Here is a 21,682-nt window from a genome sequence, read left to right as displayed (position 1 = left end):
ATAATTATTCTAAACACCTCATCATGTATAAAAAAATAGTATTTCTTTTTCTTCTATGTGTTTCTACACAACTGTTCTCACAAAAAGAAGATGAAAAATCAAAAAAATGGAATGTTAACAATCCTCATGAAACCTGGCTGTATGAATCTTTTCAACTCAATACAGACGAAGGAACTTGGATGAATCTAGACGTATCTCCAGACGGAAAGACAATTGTTTTTGATTTGTTAGGTAACATTTACAAAATGCCTATTTCTGGAGGAACAACAACTGTTTTACGTTCTGGTTTGGCTTACGAAGTTCAGCCTAGGTTTAGCCCTAACGGAAAGTATATTTCTTTTACTAGTGATGCAGAAGGTGGTAACAATATTTGGGTGATGACAAACGATGGTAAAAATGCAAAATCAATCACCAAAGAAAAATATAGATTGCTTAACAATGCAGTTTGGACACCAGATGGTAAATCTTTGGTGGCTCGCAAACACTACACTTCTACTCGTTCTGTTGGTGCAGGAGAGATGTGGCAATATCCACTTTCTGGAACAGCAGGCTTACGTTTAACCAAAAGAAAAAATGATCAGCAAGACGTTAATGATCCTTCAATTTCACCTGACGGCAAGTATTTATATTATGCAGAAGACATGTATCCTGGAGGTTATTTTCAATACAACAAAGATCCTAACAAACAAATTTATGTAATTAAGCGTTACAATTTTGAAACTGGAGAAATAGAACAGGTTACAGGAGGTCCTGGAGGAGCGGCAAGACCTATAGTTTCTAAAGATGGTAAATTGTTGGCTTTTGTAAAACGTGTTCGAACAAAATCAGTTTTATACATTCATGAATTGGAAACTGGAAAAGAATATCCTATTTATGACAACTTAAGTAAAGATCAAAGTGAGGCTTGGGCTGTTTTTGGGGTATACCCTCATTTTGCTTGGTTGCCTAACAATAAAGATCTTGTGTTTTGGAGTGGAGGAAAAATCAATCGCATTAATATCGATTCTAAAGAAGTGAAAAATATACCTTTTCAGGTGAGTCAAAGTATCAAATTGGCAAAAACACATCGTGTAAAACGAAAAGTATTTGAACCTCAATTTGCATCTAAAATGATAAAAGATGTGCAAACATCACCAGATGGTAAAACTATTGTATTTACAGCTTTAGGACATGTTTTCAAGAAAGAATTGCCTAGTGGCACACCGCAAAGAATTACCACTCTAAGTGATTTTGAGGCAGAACCAAGTTTTTCTTCAGACGGAAAATCTGTACTTTTTGTAACATGGAATGATGAAACTTTAGGAGCTATATACAAGATAAACCTAGACGGAACAAACTTGGTGAAAATTACACAAGAAAAAGGAATTTATAGAACTCCCGTATTTAATAGCAATGATACTAAAATTGTTTACAGAAAAGAATCTGGTAATGGCGACCAAGGATATGATTACACCAAAAAAACTGGTATCTATCTTTCTAATGCTGATGGATCTGAAGCTAAAAGAATTTCTAAAACTGGAGCATTTCCTATTTTTTCTTCTGATGACAAACGTATTTTCTTTCAAACAGGAGGTGCTTTTTTTGGCGGATTGACCAAAAACTTAAAAAGTATTGCTTTAAATGGTAAAGATGAAAAAAGTCATTTTTCATCAAAATTAGCCAACAGACTAGTTCCTAGTCCAGATAACAATTGGATTGCTTTTATTCACTTACATAAACTTTACGTTGCGCCTTTTGTCATAAACGGTAGCGAAATTAATTTAGACAATACCACAAAATCATTTCGTGTTGAAAGTTTGTCTGATAATGCAGGTATTAATTTGCATTGGGCTGCTAACAATAAAGAAGTGTATTGGACTCTTGGCGGTCAGTATTTTTCAAAATCTGTAGTAAATAATACTACAAACCCCTTTGCCGAAACAAATTTAGAAACAACAAACAAGCCGGCTATAAATATTAATCTGGTAACAAAATCAGATATTCCAGAAGGTAGAATTGCGTTTAAAAATGTAAGAATTATTACTATGGAAGATGATGAAGTTATTGAAGATGGTGCCATTGTAATTCATAAAAACAGAATAGAACAAATTGGAAAAAGAAAAAAAATAAGCATTCCTTCAGATGCCAAGGTATATGATCTAAAAGGCAAAACCATAATGCCCGGAATTGTAGATGTTCACGCTCATGTAGGTGCCTTTAGAAACGGATTAAGCACCCAAAAACATTGGCAATTTTATGCAAATTTAGCATTTGGTGTTACAACTTCTCATGATCCTTCTGTGCACACGGCAGCTGCTTTTACCTTAGAAGAACTGCAAAAGAGTGGGCATTTAGTTGGCCCTAGAATGTTTTCTACAGGTTTTATTTTATATGGAGCAGAGGGCGATTTTAAAGCTGTAGTAAATAATTTGGAAGATGCCCGTTTTGCCATTGCAAGAACCAAAGCTTTTGGGGCTAAATCTATTAAAAGTTATAACCAACCTAGAAGAGAACAGCGTCAGCAAATTATGCAAGCTGCCAGAGAACAAAAGGTAAATGTTGTACCAGAAGGAGGCTCTAATTTCTTTGCTAATATGAGTATGATTTTTGATGGTCATACAGGCATTGAGCACAACATTCCTGTAAATCCTGTATACAAAGATGTTTTGTCTCTTTGGAAAAATAGTAAAACAGGATACACACCTACGTTAATTGTAAATTATGGAGGAATGAATGGAGAGTTTGAATGGTATCAAAAAATGAATGTTTGGGAAAACGAAACCTTACTAAAATATACCCCAAGATATGTTGTAGATACGCGATCTAGACACAGGACAATGGTACCTGAAGAAGAGTATAAAAATGGACATATTTTGTCTTCAGAAACCGTAACAGCGTTAGCTAAAGAAGGTGTAAAAGTAAATTTAGGAGCACATGGTCAGCTGCAAGGTTTAGGGGCGCATTGGGAATTATGGATGTTACATCAAGGAGGGCTATCTAATCTCGAAGCCTTAAAAGTTGCTACAATAAATGGCGCTGATTATTTAGGTACAGCAGAAGAAATTGGGTCATTAAAAAAAGGAAAACTTGCAGATTTGATTGTTTTAGATAAAAACCCGTTAGAAGATATAAAAAACTCTAATTCTGTCATCTACACGATGGTAAATGGTCGTTTGTATGATGTAAGTACAATGAACGAAATAGGAAATTATGACAACAAAAGAAGCAAGTTTTATTTTGAGATGGAAGGCTACAATCAAGGTGCACCTATAAATTTGAACACCAATAGTTTTCTAACCCCAAAATGTAGTTGTCATGAGTAAACTATTCCTTTGGATAAATTACAGCATCTAAAGGAAAATCAAATTTATTAATATCTGAAATTTTAGCAATCGGTTTAAAGAAATTTAAACCGATTTTTTTACAATCATTGTTACAGTTTGATAAAAAACGATCGTAAAAACCTTTACCATAACCAACTCTATAGTTTTGTTCATCAGAAATTAAAAGTGGTACAAACACTAAATCAATTTCTTTTTCATCAAAAGGTGTAGCAACCAATGGTTCTGGAATACCGTATGTACTTATTTCAAGAATAGTTTCTTCTTCTAAAACAAAATGAGTTAATGAACTGTTTTTAAAATTACTTTTAGAAACAATAATCTGTTTGCCATTATTTCTAAAATAGGCAATTATGGGTTGTGTATTGATCTCTTTGAATTTCTCTAAAGTTAAGAATATATGTACATTTCTTATTTTTGAAATATCTAAGTTATAGATTTGTTGATAGATATTTTTTTGTAAAATAACAATTTCTTGAAAAGATAATTTTGATCGTTTTTCTTTGTATATTTTTCGAAGTACTGCTTTGTGCATCTTAATAATTATCCAATTCTTTTTGTTCTTTTCTGGTAAGCCCCTTTACTACTAAATCATAAGAATGATTAATGAGCTCCTTAACCAAATCATCAGAAACATCACTCGTATTCAGCGTTACCGTATTCCAGTGCTTTTTACTCATATGAAAACCAGGATTAATTCCCTCGTGTTCATCACGCAAATCTTTGGCTTTTTCAGGATTGCATTTTAAATTGATCCTTTGTTCTCCTTTTTCCCACCTATCTAAACTAGTTAACGCAAACATTTTTTGCATTACTTTAAAAACAAGTGTCACATCATCAAAAGGAAAATGTTCTGTTACACCTTTTTTAGCCATACAAAAATCTCTTAACTCTTCTATATACATTTGTGGTTTGTGGTTTGTGGTTATGAAAATAAAAAATTAGTTTAAAAAAGATTGATCAAATTTTAATTTCTGTAATATTATCTCTTTTTTATGTTAAAAAAGTATCTTTATACATCAAAACTACAATTATTTTAGATATGGAAACTGAATTTTTGAAGAATACCTCTGTAATTAGTTACGCTAAAAGAAGTTACGTAAAAAATAGTTTTTCTGATATTTCTGAGGTTATACTTACCAACAAAACAAACACTACTGAATGGATTAACACCTACGGAAATCAGTTTGGTGAAATATTTAAAACCGTTGTAGTTAATAATAACTTAGATGATTTTTTACTGAAATTGTTTACAGATAAAGAGCACCCTAATAAAGTAATTTTATTGAATGATTTGGTTTTTATTTCTACACGTATTTTAAAAACGGATGATGTTATTTTAGATTCTGAACAAATGTTGTTTATTGTTTCTTCTGGATTTCTTTGGAGTATTCAAGAAAAAGAAGGTGATTATTTCAATTGGATTAGAGAACGCCTAGAAGCTAACAAAGGTATTGTAAGACGTAAAAAAACAGATTATTTATTGTTCTTAATTTTAGAATCTATTGTAGATAATTATCAAGACACGTACCATAAAAATGCTGAATTAAGTTCAGATCAATTGAATTCGTCCAACATTAAACCAACTCCAGAATTTACATCTCTAGTTGAAAAAAGAAAACAAGAATTGTTTAATTTTAAAAAGGCCACACTAGGTTTACGAGATACCATTATTAAATTAGAAAAAATTGAACTTTCGAATTTTGAAGTCAAATATTTTAGTGAATTAAAAGAACAAGCTAATAATTTAATTTCTAATATTGATTTTGAACTGCAAGAACTAGAAAGTAAAATAAACTTAATTTTTAGCATTCAAGGTCATCGTTTAAATGAAGTCATGAAAACGTTAACCATTCTCTCTGTAATATTTATTCCGCTAACGTTTTTAGCAGGTATATACGGAATGAATTTTGAAAATATTCCTGAACTAAAATTTAAGTATGGTTACTTCATTTTAATAGGAATAATGCTATTGGTTACTTTAGTTTCTGTTTGGTATTTTAAACGTAAAAAATGGTTTTAATTTTTCTTTTAAAAGATATGGCTCTTTACTTTTCAATTTGATACAATACAGGTTTACTAGGTGTTGCATCATTCTCAAAAGGTGCAATCATTAAGTTTAGTAAATACTCACCATCTTCTACAGAATTGGGCACATAAATAAACTCAGTAATAGTTGCATTAAATCTTATATCTCCTGATGTATTCCAAAACGCATTGTGTGCTAAAAGTTTTCCGTCGTCTTTTTCTTTATCTACAGAAGGTAAATCTATTAACAAATGTTTTATACCTTTATCTCTAAGGTAAATAGCCGCTTCTTCTAATAAATAAGGCGGATTAGTGTTAGAGTAATTCATAGATTTTTTGTCTGGCAAATTGGGTAAGGTTCTAATAACAACAGCATCTCTTTTTTTATTTTTTAATGCTATTTTTAATTGTTTTTCTGAGATAAAAAAATCTTCTCCCTTACTTTCTGGAACTATAGTAACTACCTCTGCTAAGAAGATAAAATACTTCAAATTTTTATTTACAGAGTGTACTTTTTCTGTAATATGCCCCACGCATTCTGTATGCGTAACATGCGAATGTGGATTAAATTGAATACTATTAAAATTTACAACAGCTCCATTAGCAACACTAATTTCAAAGTCACCAGAAGTTTCTGCCTTAATTTCAGGATCATCTATATACCAGGCATTTACATTATTCTTACTCATATCTATAGGTATAGAAATATCTATAGGCTCTGAGATGTTTACTGTTATTTTTCTAGAATTGTATTCTACTACTGCTTTCAAATTAGTTTAATTAAATCAGGTTTAACATAAAAAGATCAGCGGCTATTCCGTCTGATAAAAACTTTCCTTTTTTAGTTGTTTTTAATATTTGGTTTTCAATATACAATAAATCTTGTTGAATAAATTTTTTAGATTGCTTCTCTAAATATTTTGCATAATTATTTCCAAAATCATTTTCTATTTTTTCAATAGAAACTCCCCAAATTGTTCGTAACCCCGTCATTACATACTCATTGTACCTATCTACTACAGTTAGTGTTTCTCTTTGAATTGGTAATTTATTTTGCTGAATAGCTTTTATATATTTCGGGTTGTTTTGCACGTTCCAACTTCGTTGTGTTCCATTAAAAGAATGTGCTGCAGGACCAATACCTAAATAGGTTTTACCCAACCAATAAGACGAATTGTTTTTACTAAAAAAACCTTGTTTGCCAAAATTAGACAATTCGTAATGAATAAAATTGGCTTTCTCTAATTCATCAACCAAAATTAGAAATTGTTCTTCTGCTTTATCATCATCTACATTTTCTATAACTTCTTTTTCTATAAATTTCTCCAAAGCTGTATTTGGCTCTACTGTTAAGGCATAACTAGAAATATGAGGTACTCCAAAATCTAATGCCATTTGTATATTTTCTCTCCATTCCTCATTGGTACAATCAGGAATACCATAAATTAAATCTAGAGAGATATTCTTAAAATAACGAGTTGCTATAGCCAAACATTCTTTAGCCTCCTGTGCATTATGCGCCCGATTCATCAATTTTAAATCTCTTTCAAAAAAAGATTGTATACCAATACTTAACCGATTTATAGGTGATTGTGCTAGTGCTTTAATTTTATCTTCAGATAAATCATCTGGATTGGCTTCTAGCGTAATTTCTGGAGTTTCTACTACTGTAAAATGATGGTAAATAGCGCTAATAATAGTTTCAATTTCACTTACCGATAAAACAGATGGTGTACCTCCTCCAAAATAGATCGTTTCAATTGTAGCGTTATTTAACTCATTTTTTCTTAGTGCTACTTCCTTAATCAAACAAGCAATCATGTCTTCTTTTTTTTGTAAAGAAGTAGAAAAATGAAAATTGCAGTAATAACACGCTTGTTTGCAAAAAGGGATGTGAATGTAAATTCCTGATACTTCCTTTTGAGGTTCTGATGATGTATTGTTATGATTAAAAACAATTTTATTTTTCAAAATTATTTCACTTTTGAAGGGTTTTGCTTTACAAAACTTGCCCAACCTGTGTAATTTTTACCACCAACAACTTTTCCTGAATTGTAAAAATGACAAACTGCCGCTGCCAAACCATCTGTGGCATCTAAATTTTTAGGTAAGGATTTTAAATTAAGTAAAGATTTTAACATTAAAGCCACTTGCTCTTTGCTTGCACTACCATTACCTGTAATAGCCATTTTGATTTTTTTGGGTAAATATTCTGTAATTGGTATTTCTCTAGACAAACCTGCAGCCATGGCTACTCCTTGAGCTCTTCCTAATTTTAACATAGATTGCACGTTTTTACCAAAAAAAGGAGCTTCTATAGCAATTTCATCTGGATGATAAGTATCTATCAATTCTATGGTTCTCTCAAAAATGAGTTTAAGTTTTAAATAATGATCATCATATTTTTGAAGTAATAATTCATTCATTTGAATAAACTCCATTTTTTTACCCACAATTTTTATCAGTCCAAACCCCATAATTGTAGTTCCTGGGTCAATTCCTAATATGATTTTTTCACTATTCAAATTTTATCGTTCTTTGTATTGATGCAAATATTGCTTACATACAAATCTAAACAATTCTTTTGGTTACTTATAAAACTAACCATTGTATTTGGATGTGCCTTTTTTATCTATCAAAAACTATTTTTAAATACAGCAATTAGTTTTGCTAGCTTGCAAACACAATTGTTTAAATATCAATTTTTTACTTTTAAAAACATGATAATTCTTTTTGTTTTTAGTACTTTAAATTGGTTTTTTGAAATTTATAAATGGAAAAAATTAGTAGCCATAACTCAAAAAATTTCTTTGAAAGAGTCAAGTATTCAATGTTTAGCTTCTTTGGCAACTTCTTTGATAACTCCAAATAGAATTGGTGAATATGGTGCAAAAGCAATGTTTTTTAAAAAATCATTACGCAAAAAAATTGTAGGATTTAATATTATAGGTAATTTTTATCAACTTATAACTACCTTACTTTTTGGGATTACTGGTTTTACTTATTTTGTATTCACACATAAGGTTAATCTTAATTTTAAATCAATTTTTACAATAATTATTCTATCCTTTATATTCTTTGGGTGTGTCTATTTAGCACTTTATCGTTTTAAAAAAGGTAAAGAATACGTAACAAAAATCACAACCTTTATCAATACTATTTCATTTTCAGTCAACTTAAAAACATTTTGTTTTGCTATTTTTAGGTATCTTTTTTTTTCGCATCAATTTTACTTTTTACTTACGCTTTTTTCTGTTGAAATTAATTATCTAGACGCGGTTTCTGCTATTGCATCTGTGTATTTAATTACCTCTATTGTACCTATGTTATCTCTTTTAGATATTGTACTTAAAAGTACGGTTGCGGTTTGGGTATTTTCTTTTTTTAGCGTACCTGCAATTATCATTTTAACTGTAGTAAGTTTACTTTGGTTTTTTAATTTTGCAATTCCTTCTCTTATAGGTAGCTATTTTGTAATAACCTTTAAACCCAAACTGTCAACATGATTTTAGGTGTTACTTTTATAGGTTTTTTATATTTTTTTTTTATTATTTCTCTACGTTTTGGATTTGATAAAATTGATTCATTTGACGAATTTAATCAACAACCTACAACATCTTTTTCTGTTATTATTCCGTTTAGAAATGAAGCGGATAATTTGGGTGAATTACTAAATTCTATTTTAGAACTGAATTATCCAAAAAATTTAGTTGAGTTTCTTTTTGTAAATGATGATTCTACCGATAATTCTGTAGAAATTATAGAACACTTTATACATGCATTTTCTAAAAAAAGCACAATCAAATTAGCAACTATTACAATCTTAAACAACCATAGAATTTCTAATTCTCCTAAAAAAGATGCTATTACCACAGCTATTGATAAAGCAAATTTTGATTGGATTGTTACTACTGATGCAGATTGTACGTTACCCAAAAATTGGTTAAATGCTTTTGATACTTTTATTCAAAAAAACAAACCGAATATGGTTGTTGCTCCTGTAAATTATGTGGTTGACAGTAGTTTTATACAGCAATTTCAATTGTTAGATTTTATGAGTATGCAAGCAACTACAATAGGTAGTTTTGGGCTCAATTTTCCTTTTTTATGTAATGGTGCAAACTTAGCTTACAAAAAAAGTATCTTTTTTAATGTAAATGGTTTTGAAGGAAATGCTACTATTGCTAGTGGTGATGATGTTTTTTTACTAGAAAAGTACACTAAATACAATCAAAGTAAAGTACATTATTTAAAATCTTCAAAAGCAATTGTTAGTACTTCTCCTGTAAGAAATTGGTCCGAATTAATTGAACAAAGAAAAAGATGGGCAGCAAAAGCAGCTAATTTTAGTTCTTTAAAAGTAAAATGTATAGGGCTTTTAATTGTTTTTACCAATCTAATTATGGTATACCTTTTATGTAGTGGTAATTTTAAATTATTGCTCTTTGCCTTTAGTCTAAAATTAATAATTGATTGGGTATTATTTAAACCTACTTTGGCTTTTTTTAATCATCAAAAAAACGATCTTGTCCACTATATTTTTTCAAGCTTCTTCTATCCTTTTTTTAGCTTGTATATATTTTTGTTGTCTATGACTACAAAATACAATTGGAAAGGAAGAAATTTTAAAAAATAAATTAAAAAAAATAGTCTAAAATAGCATCGGTTTTAAACCAAAGAAAAATGACTATAACTAAAAGAATTACCAAAAAAAGTCCTTTTTGAGGTTTACTTTCTTTTCTTCTTCCAAATTTACGTTTAAACTCCATTTACCATACTTTTAAACGAAGATAAAAAATCAATTTATAAAAACATCATGAGTAAGCAACTTTAAAAGTTTACGACTCATCAAACATCAAAACATTTTTTATGAAGTATTTTTTTATCTCAGTATTTAGCGTGTTTCTTTTTACAACTCACTTAACAAAAGACTCTGAAACAGTAGAAAACAAACCTACGGTTGTATTGCAATTATTTACCTCTCAAGGGTGTAGTAGTTGCCCAAGGGCAGATGAGTTTTTAGACATGGTAAAAGAAGAATATGCTTCTAAAAACGTTATTGTCATGTCATATCATGTAGATTACTGGGATTATATTGGATGGAAAGATCCTTTTAGTAAAAAAGAATATAGCAATTTACAAGCTGCTTACGGCAGACAATTAAAAGCAAGAAATATATATACGCCTCAACTGGTAGTTAATGGAAAAGTACATTATGTAGGTTCTGATAAACCAAAAATAAGATACAGTATTTCTAAAAACTTAAGATTAAATTCTGAAAATTCAATTGCGATTTCAAATATTTCTAAAAACAACAACACACTTTCTCTTAACTATACTATTGATGGAGATGTGACTCAGAAAAAACTTCAGGTTGCATTGGTTTTAGAAAATAAAATCACCAAAGTAAAGGGTGGAGAAAATTCTAACAGAACACTATCTAACAGCAATATTGTTATAGAAACTGTAACCCAAGAAATCAGTAAAAAACAAGGAAAAATTTCTATAACCATTCCAGAAAAATATAAAACCGAAAAACAGTTAAGAGTAATTGGTTTTGTTCAAAATGAGCAACTTCATATTACAGGAGGTACACAGCTAAAAGTATAAATTACTTTTTAATGGCTCTTAACATTTCTCTTTTTCCTGGTGGTCCAGGCAAACGTTCTACTGTAAAGCCAACTTCTTGCATAGCCCTTCTAACACTGCCTTTGGCAGAATAGGTAACTAAAATTCCGTCTTTTTTTAAAGCTGCATACATTTTTTTAAAAATAGAAACGGTCCATAGTTGAGGTTGTACACGGGCTCCAAATGCATCAAAAAAGATAAGATTAAATGTATTTATATCTGTAATATCTTCAAAAAACTGTTTTCTTTTGGTAAGCCAAAAATTAGTTGAAATTTGATGATTTTCTTCCCAAGAAACACTATGTATTTTTTGAAATGTCTCCGATTCTTTTTCTGCTTTTAAAACTGAAATAAAATTCATTTTTTCTATCTCTTCTAAAGTAACAGGGTAAGCTTCTACACCAACGTAATTTATATTTTTTTGATGTTCTAAATAGGTTATAAAACAATTTAAACCTGTACCAAAGCCAATTTCTAAAATAGATACATCATTAGAAGTTACCTGTTGTAAGCCATTTTTAATAAAAACATGATACGTTTCGTTAATAGATCCGTTTTTAGAATGATATTGCTCATTCCAATCTGGCAAATGAATGGTTGTAGAACCATCTGACGTAATTAAAATTTCTCGTTTCACAATTGTTATTATATAGTTGTTGTTTGTAATTCTTCAATTGTAAAAGAGTTTCTATTAAAGAGTATACAATTTTATGTTTCTATTCCATTAAAACACCATCTGCTTCAAAAGCATAGGTTATTTTAGGTTGGGTAATTTTAGCAATTTCTTCTTTAGATTTTCCTGCATCTTCTGCATAGTGCTGCAATGCTACTACAGAGGTTTGCTTTACAAAAGCTTTACCGTTTACTATAACGTTTTTTCCTTTGGCGTCTAAAGGCATAAAAAAACCATAATCTTTAAAACGTACCATCGTTTCTTTTTTGTTGTCTAAAGACAACTTCATCCAACACCCTTTTTTAGAACAAACTTCATTAATTGTGGCTTTAAATTTTACATGCAAGGTATCCCCTAAATTCAGTTCTTCAAACTTAGCTAACATTTGATTGTTATTTAAAAAACCTTCCGAAGATATTTTTTCACCAAAACTATGGTAACTAATTTCTGCGTTTTCTATATTTTTTTGTTCAGCCTTTTTTCCTTCTTTACATTCTATAAAAAAAAGAAATAATACTAAAATTAAATAGCTATTATATTTCATGAATTACTAAAATTTAGAGCTCTAAACAAAGTTACGCATTTCATTATGAAAAGCAATATTTAACGCATTGTCAGATGAATATTTTTGTACATTTGTCTTCATAATTCAATTCATTTAAAGATGTCTCACATAGAAATTCAACGTGTAGAAAAATCGAACATAGAAAATGTAGATTTTAACAATTTACCTTTTGGTAGTGTATATTCTGATCATATGTTAGCGTGTGATTTTGTTAATGGTGAATGGCAAACTCCTGTTATTAAACCTTACTCACCTATTTCTTTAGATCCTTCTGCTAAGATTTTTCATTACGGACAATCTATTTTTGAAGGTATGAAAGCGTATAAAGATGCAGATGGCAACACTATGTTATTTAGACCTTTAGACAATTGCAAACGCTTAAACAAATCTGCAGAACGTTTGGTAATTCCTCAAATTCCTGAAGAAATTTTTATGAGTGGATTAAAGAAATTACTAGAAGTAGATAATAACTGGATTCCTACAAACGAAGGAAGTTCTTTGTACATAAGACCTTTTATGTTTGCTTCTGGACTTGGGTTTCATGCTTCTCCTGCAAATGCTTATAAATTTATTATTTGCACAGCCCCTTCTGGTGCTTATTTTGCGGATAAAGTTAAGGTTTTGATAGAAGAAAAATATGCAAGAGCTGCCAACGGTGGTGTAGGATTTGCAAAAGCTGGTGGTAATTATGCAGCTCAATTTTACCCTACACAATTGGCAATAGAAAAAGGCTATAACCAAGTAATTTGGACAGATGATAATTCTCATGAATATATTGAAGAAGCTGGGGCGATGAATATTTTTGTTAGAATTGGAGATGCGCTAATTACAAGCCCTACAAATGATAGAATTCTAGATGGAATTACACGTAAAAGTATCATACAAATTGCAGAAGATATGAATATTGATGTTGAAGTAAGAAAAATAACGGTTTCTGAAGTTATTTCTGCTGCCCAAAGCGGTAATTTAAAAGAAATGTTTGGAGCAGGAACTGCTGCAGTAATTTCTCCAATTTCAGGATTTGGATACCAAGGTACTGATTATGAATTACCTGAATTAGACTTACCTTTTGCTACAAAACTTAAAAAAGCAATTACAGATATTCAAACAAATAAGGCAGAAGACCCTTATGGATGGAGAGTGATACTTTAAAAAGAATTTACTTTTATATAACACAACAAAAAGCATCAAATTGAATTGATGCTTTTTTTATACTTTTATTTCTTATCTTTAGAACAAGAAGTTTCTTAAAACTATAACTGCGTTAAATGAGATTGGTAATTTATCTTGTATTTATATGTCTACTTTCGTCTTGTTCTAAAACAGAAGAAGCTATTTTTACAAATATGGTTCCAGAAAATATTCCTATTTTTCTTTTATCAAACTCTTTTACCATACATAAAAACAATACCGAAAACATATCTTTAAACATGGGACTATGGATGTTTAAAGAAAAAAAGTATGAAAAAAAATCAATAGCTAATTGGATTGACGTACAGCACGAAGGTAAATTTATCTTAGAACCCATTAATGTAATTTGGGTAGATTTTAAAGCTACAAGTAAAAACGAAGCAAAACAAAAAATATTAACCTATTTAGAAACCAATAAATTTATACACAGGTCTGGTTCTAGTATTGGGTATTTTGGATATTTTGGCTCCTCCAATTGGGTAAGTCAGTTTAGAGAAACCTGGTCTGATAAACAAAATCCAAATACCATAAATAATCATGGTAGAATTTTTTTAAATTTTGAAACTACCGCTAGTAACGGACAAAAAGTATTTATAACATCAGGAGCCTTCAGTATAGAAAATGAAAAACATTTGTTTGTTTCTTTTGATAAAGCTTTAGATGCATTTAACAATACCCAAACTTGGCAATTATATTCTGAAAACTTGAATGTACACCAAATTTTAAATGACTATACTTATACTACTTTTGATCATAAACGAGTAAAAATTTTTACAACTAGATGAAGTGCTCAACTCAATTATACCTAATATACTCAATAGTATTGCTTTTTTTAATTCAATCTTGCTCTAGTAAACAAAGTAAAGTTTCAACAGAACAGTATATCACTATTTTAGGTATTGTTCAAGATGGAGGTTACCCACATATTGGCTGTCAAAAAATATGTTGTACCAATGTTTATAATGGCAAATCTAAAAGAAAAAATGTAATTGCTTTGGGGCTTGTAGATTTAAAAAATCAACAAAAATGGTTGTTTGAGGCAACACCAGATATGCATACACAATTGGCTATTTTAGAACAAAATCATCTACAAAAAGAATCGCTTATAGATGGTGTTTTTTTAACACACGCTCACATTGGACATTACACTGGCTTAATGTATTTTGGACGAGAAGCTTTGGGGAAAAAAAATATTCCTGTATATACCATGCCTAAAATGAAAAATTATTTAGAAAATAACGGCCCATGGAATCAACTAATTTCATTACAAAACATAGTTTTAAAAGAATTGCAACACAATATTCCTATCGTTTTAAATCCTACTATAAAAGTTACTCCTTTTGTAGTACCCCATAGAGATGAATTTTCTGAAACTGTAGGTTATAAAATAGAAGGTTCTAAAAAAACAGCACTTTTTATTCCTGATATTGACAAATGGGAAAAATGGAAAAAAAACATTATTGATGAAGTAAAAAAAGTAGATTATGCCTTTTTAGATGCAACATTTTTTAATCAAAAAGAAGTAAAAAGAGCCATGACAGAAGTACCTCATCCTTTTATAGAGGAAACAATTACACTATTTCAAAATGAATCTTTAACCACAAAAAACAAAGTAATTTTCATTCATTTTAACCATACAAATCCTGCTTTACAAGAAGATAGTAACGAAAGAAAAGCAATAGAAAAACTTGGTTTTCGTTTTGCTAGTGAGGGCAACAATTACCAACTTTAATCTAAAAAACTATCTTACAACTCTCTAGTAATGGTAGAAAATAGTATGATAGCACAAATTATTTCTCTAAAATCTCAGCAATATTAGGTTTAAAATAATTTGGTCCTTTTAAAACTTTACCATCTTCTCTGTAAATAGGTTTTCCGTCTTCACCTAACTTGCTCATGTTAGAACGTTGAATTTCATTAAAAACTGCTTCTATTTTATCTTGCATTCCATGTTCTATAATTGTACCACATAAAATATACAACATATCACCTAAAGCATCTGCAACCTCTACCAAATCGTTATTTTTTGCAGCTTCTAAGTACTCCTCATTTTCTTCTTTCATCAATTCATAACGCAATTGTTTTCTCTCTTCAGAAATATGTACAGTAGGTTTGTCTTGAATATTCAATTTAAACGCAGTATGAAACGCATGAACTGCAGCTATTTTATCCTTCATTATATTATGGTTTTTTGTATTCTTTTTTATATACTTCTTAAATGTCTATGTTGCTCTTTTTAAAACCCAAGCAGGTACAACTTTTAAAACCCAAGCAATCAATTGCCAACGCTTAGATATGTAAGCAACCCTTTTTTTGTTTTGTATTGCTTGATAAATTTGTTTTACTGCTTTTTCTAAAGGTACAACCCAAAATAATCCTTCTCCTAGAGCCATTGCAGTATTTACAAAACCTGGTCTAATATCTGTAATAAAAACTTTTTTAGAAGGTATTGTTTTTGTTTTAATGTATAAACTTTCTAAGTAGGCTTTTTGATAGGCTTTTGCAGCAAAATATACGGGTGCAGAACGATTTCCTCGAATAGAAGCAATAGAAGAAATTCCTACTAAATGCCCAAACTGTTGCCTTTTAAATAAATTATACGTTAGCGTGTACAATTTGGTTACCCCTAAAACATTGGTATTTATACTTTGTTGCTCTTTATCCCATTCAAACTTTGGATTTATAAATGCTACTCCAGAAGATTGTATTACCAAATCTATAGTTTTAAATTCGGTTACTATTTCATTAAAAACAGTTTCTAGCTCCTTTACATTTTGAATATCATTTTGCTTGATAATTATTTGATTAGGATACGCTTTTTGTAATGCCTCTAGCAAAGTCAATCTTCTACCCGTTATTGCTACAGTATAGCCATCTTTTACCAGAAGTTCGGTTAACGATTTTCCTATTCCAGAAGTTGCTCCAAAGACGATGGCATTCTTCATTTAATTTGTAATTTTGCTTTAATTATTTTTGTCTTTCTTAGAAAAAGACAAGATATGTAAAACTTTAGGAATTATTACTTGATTTAACCAAGAGTAATTTACAATTTATAAAAAATAAAATTATGTTTTTAAGTGCTTTTTTTACCACAGGACGAATTATTTTTATAATTTTCTTTGTTACTGCTTTTATTAGTTTGATGATTTATAGTTACCGAAAAGACATTAAAAACCACAATCGTTATTACAAAGGTGCTGGTAAAAAAGTAGTAATCTATGGTGGATTAATTGTACTTATTTTTATGGCGATTCGCTTTTTGTGGGGACATTAAACTACGTTATTTTTTCTACTTCACTTAGATGATCATGATCTAAAACAGTGTAACCTTCTTTATCAAAAGAGGCTGCAGAAACGTATTTAACATTTGTTTCTAGTTTATCAAAATCATATGAATAAATTTGATACACTTTTTGAGCAAAAGATTCTTCGTGGTAATTTATCAAAATATACAAAAAGGCATCTAACTTTTCAATTTCGTCATCAGAATAATTGTACAACGGACTTTTTTCATCAATTACATGTACTACCGTCCACACAGTTGGTAAATACATAATTTTATCACGCTCTAGTTGTAAATTAAAAAAGTTACGTACATACGCTCCCTTTTTATTTTTTTCTGATATAGATAAGGTTACTTTTATTTCTGGCTCTATCATTACAGTTTTACGCATATTCATTAGTCGAAACATAAGAGCTCTTTCTTTTTTAAATTTACGTAGTATTAAGTTATCGCTAAATTTAATTTTTGCTTTAGGTTTTGAAAATCGTCCGTATAACAATCCTGTAATAAAAGAAAAACTAAGCAACCCAATCATTGCTTCAAATGCAGCCACAAAGTTTGCAGTTATCCCTTTAGGTGCTATACCACCATAACCTACTGTAGTTAGTGTTTGTGCGCTAAAAAAAAATCCGTTTAAAAAATCTTGTAAAAAAGTACCTTTGGGTTTGGTTATTTGCTCTATACCAATGGTTACGTATACGAGTCCGAAAATTATATTAATCACCGTATAAGAAATGATAATAAGAAGAAAAAAGTGCCACCATGAAATATCTACAAAATAAGTATACAGGTCATTAATACTTTTTTTTCTGTTGATATGAATAACGTTGCTACTTCCATCATCATTAATGATATCCTTTGCATCATGTATTGATTTGTAACCAAAACCAGGGTCTTTTGTTTTTCTTACCATAATGTAAAGAAACAAAATTGATACCTAAAGCTAAGAATTTAGTTTTAACTTTTGTATTCTTTTTAACCTTTTCCAAGCTTTTTTACTTAAAAGAACATAAAAAACAAAACAACCGATATCTAATAAAAAATAAAATAAACTTATGCCACTTGGTGGATTATTACTGGGCAGAAACTCAACAACTCCGAAGGCTATTGGTGGCCATTGCCAACAACCAAAAGCAGTACCTCCAATTTCTAATAGAGCCACAACAATGTACATTGTATAAAAATATAATTTGTCTTTAGGGCGTTTGTGTAGTATTATAAAGACTACAACGGTCATTAAAAACCCAAAAACATCTGTAAAAAACAACAAGTACACCAAGGCAAATACTAAAATTACATATGCAAAAAGTTGTTCTATTTCTTTGTGATATTTTCTTGCAAGCGCATCTTTGCTAAACATAAACACTCTACCATACAATGCTGCATGACCAAGAGGAACATACCATGGTACATTTTCTAGTCTATACGTGTACATGCCCAAGTAAACAGAAAAAAAATACTCACCCAACACACCTAAAGCTACAGCAATAAACATAGATTTTCTTACTCTTGGATACGCTCTTTTGTACATCCAAAAAAAACTAAATAGTGCTAAAAGATTTATAGGTATTTGAGAATTTACAAAATGTTCTGTAAAATAGGTTCCGTCAAAAAAAAGAATAAAAATAAAACCAACAAAAATGCCTATTTTTCTTAGAAAAATATAGCCTAATTTAAACAAGTCTTTTTTAGGAATAGCTGTTATGAGCATCTAAGAAGGATATTTAAAACAGTTTTTTGTATGATCATTTACCATACCTACAGCTTGCATAAAAGCATAAATTACAGTAGAACCTACAAATTTAAATCCTCTTTTTTTTAAGTCTTTAGAAATTTTATCTGATAAAGATGTAGTTGCGGGTACATCTTCTCTTTTTTGAAAATGATTTAATATGGGTTTACCATCTACATAAGCCCAAATAAAATTAGAAAAAGAACCAAACTCTTGCTGTATTTGTATAAATAATTGCGCATTAGTAATAGCGCTTCTTATTTTAAGTTTATTTCTAATAATACCCGTGTCTAATAATAAAGATTTGTATTTAGACTCAGGGTAAACTGCAATTTTCTTATAATCGAAATTATCAAATGCTTTTCTAAAGTTTTCTCTTTTATTCAAAATAGTAATCCAACTTAAACCAGCTTGAAATGTTTCTAACACTAAGAACTCAAACAATATTGCATCATCAAAAACAGGTTCTCCCCATTCATTATCATGATAACTTTGGTATAATTTACTATCTGTTACCCAAAAACATCTGTTTATCATTATTTTACATTCTTTTGATGATTATACTCCTCTTGCTTATACTATACTACTAAAATACTTTTCTAAGCAATTCTATTTTGGGATTTAAAATTAATGTTAAAAGGGATAACTTCCTATACGATTTTATAATAATTTTGATAAGTTTATGCGAGTTAACTCTTTAAAAGCTCAGGTTAACTCATTATTGATTTAATAGTATACATTTATTTTTTAACTTTGAGTAATAAATAATGTAGTAAACACGACAGCTATCTTAAATCAGGATTACTTTTTATGAAAATATTAAAAATCAGTATATTAATTAGTATAGCTACACTTGTCTTTTGGGCTTGTGCATCATCTCCAAAAAAAAATAAAATTACTAAACAAGAAGAACCTGTTGTTATTGCCAATGATAGTTTAGAATATGAAATTATAATTATTGACCCTGGGTTTAATTACTTTTTAAATGCTATAGCGCAACCAGAGGGTTTTTACTCTCAACAATATTTAGAAAACAGAAATAGAGTTTGGGTTATTTCTTGGAATTTCAGAGCTCAAAGTATCAATCAATTTGATGCTAATATTTATCAAAATGTAATTGATTATGAACCTTCTATAAATTATGGTTATGAAGTTAATTACAAACTTTTTAATTATTTTTTGTTTGCGCAAAGAAAATATAATATGACTTTAGGAGGTGGTTTTAGAACCAATAGAATTAATTAATTTTTCTTTACATAGCTTACAAAGCTATAGTCAAAATTGTTTTTTTCATCTGCTACAAAATCTTCTCTTTCTACTTCTCTCCATATATTTAAATCTATCTCTGGAAAAAAAGCATCTGCATCAAAAGCATGATGTACCAAAGTAATATCTAACCTATCTGCTAAACCTTTTGCTAGTGTTTCTTTGTAAATTTGAGCGCCACCAATAATAAATACTTGTTCTTCTGAAGCAGAAAGTTCTATAGCTTCTTCTAAACTATGTGCTATGAAACATCCGTCTTTAAAATAATTTTTATTTCTAGTAATAATAATCGTAGTTCTGTTTGGCAAGGGTTTTCCTATAGATTCAAAAGTATTTCTACCCATTAAAATATAGTGCCCAGAAGTAACTTTTTTAAATCGCTGTAAATCAGCTGGCAGATGCCATATTAAATCATTATTTTTTCCTAAAGCATTATTTTTAGCAAGTGCAGCAATAATTGTAATCATAAAGGTTTTTGTTTGTTACAAAATTAATCTAATTCTTTAACCATTTGACGTTTTAATGCATTTTTAAGATAGATTTTAGTAAATAACAACTCTGTTTTTGGCTAAAATACCTGAAAATCAATCAGAAAAGAATTAAATTATTTTGTGTAAACCATAATTAACCATTCTATTTATTTGCAAATCTAAATATTTTGTAGAAGCATTTTATCAAACTGATAATTCTGAAAAATTCTTTAAAAACATTGTTTGTCATATAAGTAAACTTGTATAGTTTTACTAAAATTAAAATAACGTAATTATGGCTATTAAAAAACAATTTTTGAAAAGCAAACCAGTTTGTAAAGTGACTTTTACTGTTCCTGCTGAGGATGCTAAAAAAGTAGCAGTAGTAGGAAGTTTTAATGAGTGGAGCGAAAAGGCTACTCCATTAAAGAAATTGAAAAACGGTTCTTTTAAGGGTACTGTAGATTTAGATGCAGGCAACTCTTACGAATTTAGATATGTTGTAGATGGAAACTACATTAACGAAGAAGAAGCTGACGCTTTTGCTTGGAGCGATTTTGCAGGAGCTGATAATAGCGTTTTAAACTTATAATATTTAATTATATAAAAGAAAAAGAGCTTTTAAATTTGATTTTAAAAGCTCTTTTTCTTTTATTGATAGTTACACCGCAACTGCACCTTTTATGTGCGGATGTGGATTATAGTTAATAAGCTCAAAATCTTCAAAAGTAAAATCAAAAATACTTTTTACCTTTGGATTGATTTTCATTGTGGGCAAAGGTCTTATATCTCTAGACAATTGTAAATCTAATTGTGCTTTGTGATTGTTATAAATATGAGCATCTCCAAAAGTATGGATAAACTCTCCTGCCTCGTAACCGCAAACTTGAGCAATCATCATTGTAAATAAGGCATAAGAAGCAATATTAAAAGGTACGCCTAAAAAAATATCTGCACTTCTTTGATACAATTGACAAGACAATTTACCATCCGCTACATAAAACTGAAAAAATGCATGACAAGGTGGTAATGCCGCTTTTCCGTTGGCTACGTTTTCTGAAAAAGAAATTGATGTATCTGGTAATACTGAAGGATTCCAAGCAGACACTAACATTCTTCTTGAATTAGGATTATTTTTAAGTGTATGAATAACGTCTTGTAACTGATCTATTTCATCACTATTCCAATTTCTCCATTGATGACCATATACAGGTCCTAAATCTCCGTTTTCATCTGCCCATTCATTCCAAATTCTTACACCATTCTCTTGTAGATATTTAATGTTAGTATCTCCATTTATAAACCAAAGCAATTCGTAAATAATAGATTTTAAGTGTAATTTCTTTGTGGTTACCATAGGAAAACCTTCGCTCAAGTCAAAACGCATTTGATATCCAAAAACACTTTTGGTTCCTGTTCCTGTTCTATCTCCTTTTTCATTTCCATGTGCTAAAACATGCTTTACTAAGTCGTGATACTGCTTCATATTCTTTCAAAATTTAGTGTCAACTAAAATAAAAAAAGCT

Annotated in this window: 26 protein-coding genes; 11 read left to right on the top strand and 15 right to left on the bottom strand. The window is 29.7% G+C overall.

Annotated elements, in window-relative coordinates; all coding sequences use genetic code 11:
- Positions 1-23: 23 nt before the first annotated feature.
- On the top strand, positions 24-3,302 hold the full coding sequence (locus DUT90_RS11795; protein WP_114427382.1) for an amidohydrolase family protein: 3,279 nt from the start codon (positions 24-26) through the stop codon (positions 3,300-3,302).
- Position 3,303: 1 nt separating this feature from the next.
- On the opposite strand, the gene DUT90_RS11790 is transcribed toward DUT90_RS11795, so the two are convergent.
- Together DUT90_RS11790 and DUT90_RS11785 are read right to left on the bottom strand one after the other, a co-directional pair.
- Positions 3,304-3,855: a 5-formyltetrahydrofolate cyclo-ligase gene (locus tag DUT90_RS11790; RefSeq protein WP_114427381.1), complete on the bottom strand. Its 552-nt coding sequence runs from the start codon at positions 3,853-3,855 to the stop codon at positions 3,304-3,306.
- 1 nt (position 3,856) lies between these two features.
- Positions 3,857-4,225 (bottom strand): MmcQ/YjbR family DNA-binding protein, encoded by a 369-nt coding sequence (locus DUT90_RS11785; protein WP_114427380.1) that lies wholly within the window; start codon positions 4,223-4,225, stop codon positions 3,857-3,859.
- A gap of 137 nt (positions 4,226-4,362) precedes the next feature.
- Here DUT90_RS11785 and DUT90_RS11780 point away from each other — a divergent pair, with 137 nt between their 5' ends.
- Positions 4,363-5,343 carry a CorA family divalent cation transporter gene (locus DUT90_RS11780; RefSeq protein ID WP_114427379.1) on the top strand — a complete coding sequence of 327 codons (981 nt, stop codon included), beginning with the start codon at positions 4,363-4,365 and terminating at the stop codon, positions 5,341-5,343.
- Between the two features lie 25 nt (positions 5,344-5,368).
- Here DUT90_RS11780 and DUT90_RS11775 read toward each other — a convergent pair whose 3' ends face one another.
- From DUT90_RS11775 to ruvC, 3 genes are read right to left on the bottom strand one after another with little or no spacing between them, the layout of a single operon-like run.
- Positions 5,369-6,118, bottom strand: coding sequence for a cyclase family protein (locus DUT90_RS11775; protein ID WP_114427378.1), 750 nt, complete (start codon positions 6,116-6,118; stop codon positions 5,369-5,371).
- A 10-nt stretch (positions 6,119-6,128) separates the two neighbouring features.
- Entirely contained in the window at positions 6,129-7,319 is a 1,191-nt protein-coding gene (hemW, locus tag DUT90_RS11770; RefSeq protein ID WP_258848555.1) for a radical SAM family heme chaperone HemW, read from the bottom strand.
- Positions 7,320-7,321: 2 nt separating this feature from the next.
- Positions 7,322-7,873, bottom strand: a complete 552-nt coding sequence (ruvC, locus tag DUT90_RS11765; RefSeq protein WP_114427377.1) for a crossover junction endodeoxyribonuclease RuvC — start codon at positions 7,871-7,873, stop codon at positions 7,322-7,324.
- A gap of 195 nt (positions 7,874-8,068) precedes the next feature.
- Here ruvC and DUT90_RS11760 point away from each other — a divergent pair, with 195 nt between their 5' ends.
- Complete coding sequence (locus tag DUT90_RS11760; RefSeq protein WP_147266217.1) at positions 8,069-8,854, top strand: hypothetical protein; 786 nt, start codon at positions 8,069-8,071, stop codon at positions 8,852-8,854.
- On the top strand, positions 8,851-9,984 hold the full coding sequence (locus DUT90_RS11755; RefSeq protein WP_114427375.1) for a glycosyltransferase: 1,134 nt from the start codon (positions 8,851-8,853) through the stop codon (positions 9,982-9,984). Before DUT90_RS11760 ends, DUT90_RS11755 begins: the two co-directional genes overlap by 4 nt.
- 1 nt (position 9,985) lies before the next feature.
- Here the strand turns inward: DUT90_RS11755 and DUT90_RS13530 are convergent, their stop codons facing one another.
- Positions 9,986-10,117, bottom strand: a complete 132-nt coding sequence (locus DUT90_RS13530) for a hypothetical protein (RefSeq protein WP_258848554.1) — start codon at positions 10,115-10,117, stop codon at positions 9,986-9,988.
- A 100-nt stretch (positions 10,118-10,217) separates the two neighbouring features.
- Here DUT90_RS13530 and DUT90_RS11750 point away from each other — a divergent pair, with 100 nt between their 5' ends.
- The gene (locus DUT90_RS11750) at positions 10,218-10,958 is read left to right on the top strand and encodes a thioredoxin family protein (RefSeq protein WP_114427374.1); all 741 of its coding nucleotides are present in this window, start codon (positions 10,218-10,220) and stop codon (positions 10,956-10,958) included.
- A 1-nt stretch (position 10,959) separates the two neighbouring features.
- On the opposite strand, the gene mnmD is transcribed toward DUT90_RS11750, so the two are convergent.
- A complete protein-coding gene (gene mnmD / locus DUT90_RS11745; protein ID WP_114427373.1) occupies positions 10,960-11,613 on the bottom strand; it encodes a tRNA (5-methylaminomethyl-2-thiouridine)(34)-methyltransferase MnmD in 654 nt (217 codons plus the stop codon).
- A gap of 79 nt (positions 11,614-11,692) precedes the next feature.
- Complete coding sequence (locus tag DUT90_RS11740; RefSeq protein WP_114427372.1) at positions 11,693-12,193, bottom strand: DUF4920 domain-containing protein; 501 nt, start codon at positions 12,191-12,193, stop codon at positions 11,693-11,695.
- A 120-nt stretch (positions 12,194-12,313) separates the two neighbouring features.
- On the opposite strand from DUT90_RS11740, the gene DUT90_RS11735 reads away from it, so the two are divergent.
- From DUT90_RS11735 to DUT90_RS11725, 3 genes are all read left to right on the top strand, one after another.
- The gene (locus DUT90_RS11735) at positions 12,314-13,366 is read left to right on the top strand and encodes a branched-chain amino acid aminotransferase (RefSeq protein WP_114427371.1); all 1,053 of its coding nucleotides are present in this window, start codon (positions 12,314-12,316) and stop codon (positions 13,364-13,366) included.
- Positions 13,367-13,482: 116 nt separating this feature from the next.
- On the top strand, positions 13,483-14,190 hold the full coding sequence (locus DUT90_RS11730) for a hypothetical protein (protein ID WP_147266216.1): 708 nt from the start codon (positions 13,483-13,485) through the stop codon (positions 14,188-14,190).
- Entirely contained in the window at positions 14,187-15,137 is a 951-nt protein-coding gene (locus DUT90_RS11725) for an MBL fold metallo-hydrolase (RefSeq protein WP_114427369.1), read from the top strand. The genes DUT90_RS11730 and DUT90_RS11725 overlap by 4 nt, the downstream gene beginning before the upstream one ends.
- Positions 15,138-15,195: 58 nt before the next feature.
- On the opposite strand, the gene DUT90_RS11720 is transcribed toward DUT90_RS11725, so the two are convergent.
- Both DUT90_RS11720 and DUT90_RS11715 read right to left on the bottom strand, forming a co-directional pair.
- Positions 15,196-15,582 (bottom strand): nucleoside triphosphate pyrophosphohydrolase family protein, encoded by a 387-nt coding sequence (locus tag DUT90_RS11720; protein WP_114427368.1) that lies wholly within the window; start codon positions 15,580-15,582, stop codon positions 15,196-15,198.
- Between the two features lie 45 nt (positions 15,583-15,627).
- Complete coding sequence (locus DUT90_RS11715; protein WP_114427367.1) at positions 15,628-16,350, bottom strand: SDR family NAD(P)-dependent oxidoreductase; 723 nt, start codon at positions 16,348-16,350, stop codon at positions 15,628-15,630.
- A gap of 122 nt (positions 16,351-16,472) precedes the next feature.
- Here DUT90_RS11715 and DUT90_RS11710 point away from each other — a divergent pair, with 122 nt between their 5' ends.
- Positions 16,473-16,679, top strand: coding sequence for a hypothetical protein (locus DUT90_RS11710; protein ID WP_114427366.1), 207 nt, complete (start codon positions 16,473-16,475; stop codon positions 16,677-16,679).
- 1 nt (position 16,680) lies between these two features.
- Here the strand turns inward: DUT90_RS11710 and DUT90_RS11705 are convergent, their stop codons facing one another.
- The 3 genes from DUT90_RS11705 to DUT90_RS11695 are packed head-to-tail and all read right to left on the bottom strand — an operon-like array spanning position 16,681 to position 18,957.
- A complete protein-coding gene (locus DUT90_RS11705; protein WP_114427365.1) occupies positions 16,681-17,601 on the bottom strand; it encodes an ion channel in 921 nt (306 codons plus the stop codon).
- Between the two features lie 30 nt (positions 17,602-17,631).
- Complete coding sequence (locus DUT90_RS11700) at positions 17,632-18,399, bottom strand: hypothetical protein (RefSeq protein ID WP_114427364.1); 768 nt, start codon at positions 18,397-18,399, stop codon at positions 17,632-17,634.
- Positions 18,400-18,957: a DNA-3-methyladenine glycosylase I gene (locus DUT90_RS11695; RefSeq protein ID WP_114427363.1), complete on the bottom strand. Its 558-nt coding sequence runs from the start codon at positions 18,955-18,957 to the stop codon at positions 18,400-18,402.
- A gap of 273 nt (positions 18,958-19,230) precedes the next feature.
- Between DUT90_RS11695 and DUT90_RS11690 the strand changes: the two genes are divergently transcribed.
- Entirely contained in the window at positions 19,231-19,665 is a 435-nt protein-coding gene (locus DUT90_RS11690) for a DUF6146 family protein (protein WP_114427362.1), read from the top strand.
- Here DUT90_RS11690 and DUT90_RS11685 read toward each other — a convergent pair.
- Positions 19,662-20,153 carry a dihydrofolate reductase gene (locus DUT90_RS11685; RefSeq protein WP_114427361.1) on the bottom strand — a complete coding sequence of 164 codons (492 nt, stop codon included), beginning with the start codon at positions 20,151-20,153 and terminating at the stop codon, positions 19,662-19,664. The genes DUT90_RS11690 and DUT90_RS11685 overlap by 4 nt on opposite strands.
- Positions 20,154-20,451: 298 nt before the next feature.
- On the opposite strand from DUT90_RS11685, the gene DUT90_RS11680 reads away from it, so the two are divergent.
- On the top strand, positions 20,452-20,748 hold the full coding sequence (locus DUT90_RS11680) for an isoamylase early set domain-containing protein (protein WP_114427360.1): 297 nt from the start codon (positions 20,452-20,454) through the stop codon (positions 20,746-20,748).
- A gap of 69 nt (positions 20,749-20,817) precedes the next feature.
- Here the strand turns inward: DUT90_RS11680 and DUT90_RS11675 are convergent, their stop codons facing one another.
- Complete coding sequence (locus tag DUT90_RS11675; protein ID WP_114427359.1) at positions 20,818-21,642, bottom strand: thymidylate synthase; 825 nt, start codon at positions 21,640-21,642, stop codon at positions 20,818-20,820.
- Positions 21,643-21,682: the final 40 nt, after the last annotated feature.

It is taken from the genome of Polaribacter sp. WD7, from assembly GCF_003335085.1.
In the GTDB taxonomy this organism is placed as follows: Bacteria; Bacteroidota; Bacteroidia; order Flavobacteriales; family Flavobacteriaceae; genus Polaribacter.
Note: the sequence above shows the minus strand (reverse complement) of the source record. Positions and strands in the feature narration are given on the sequence as shown.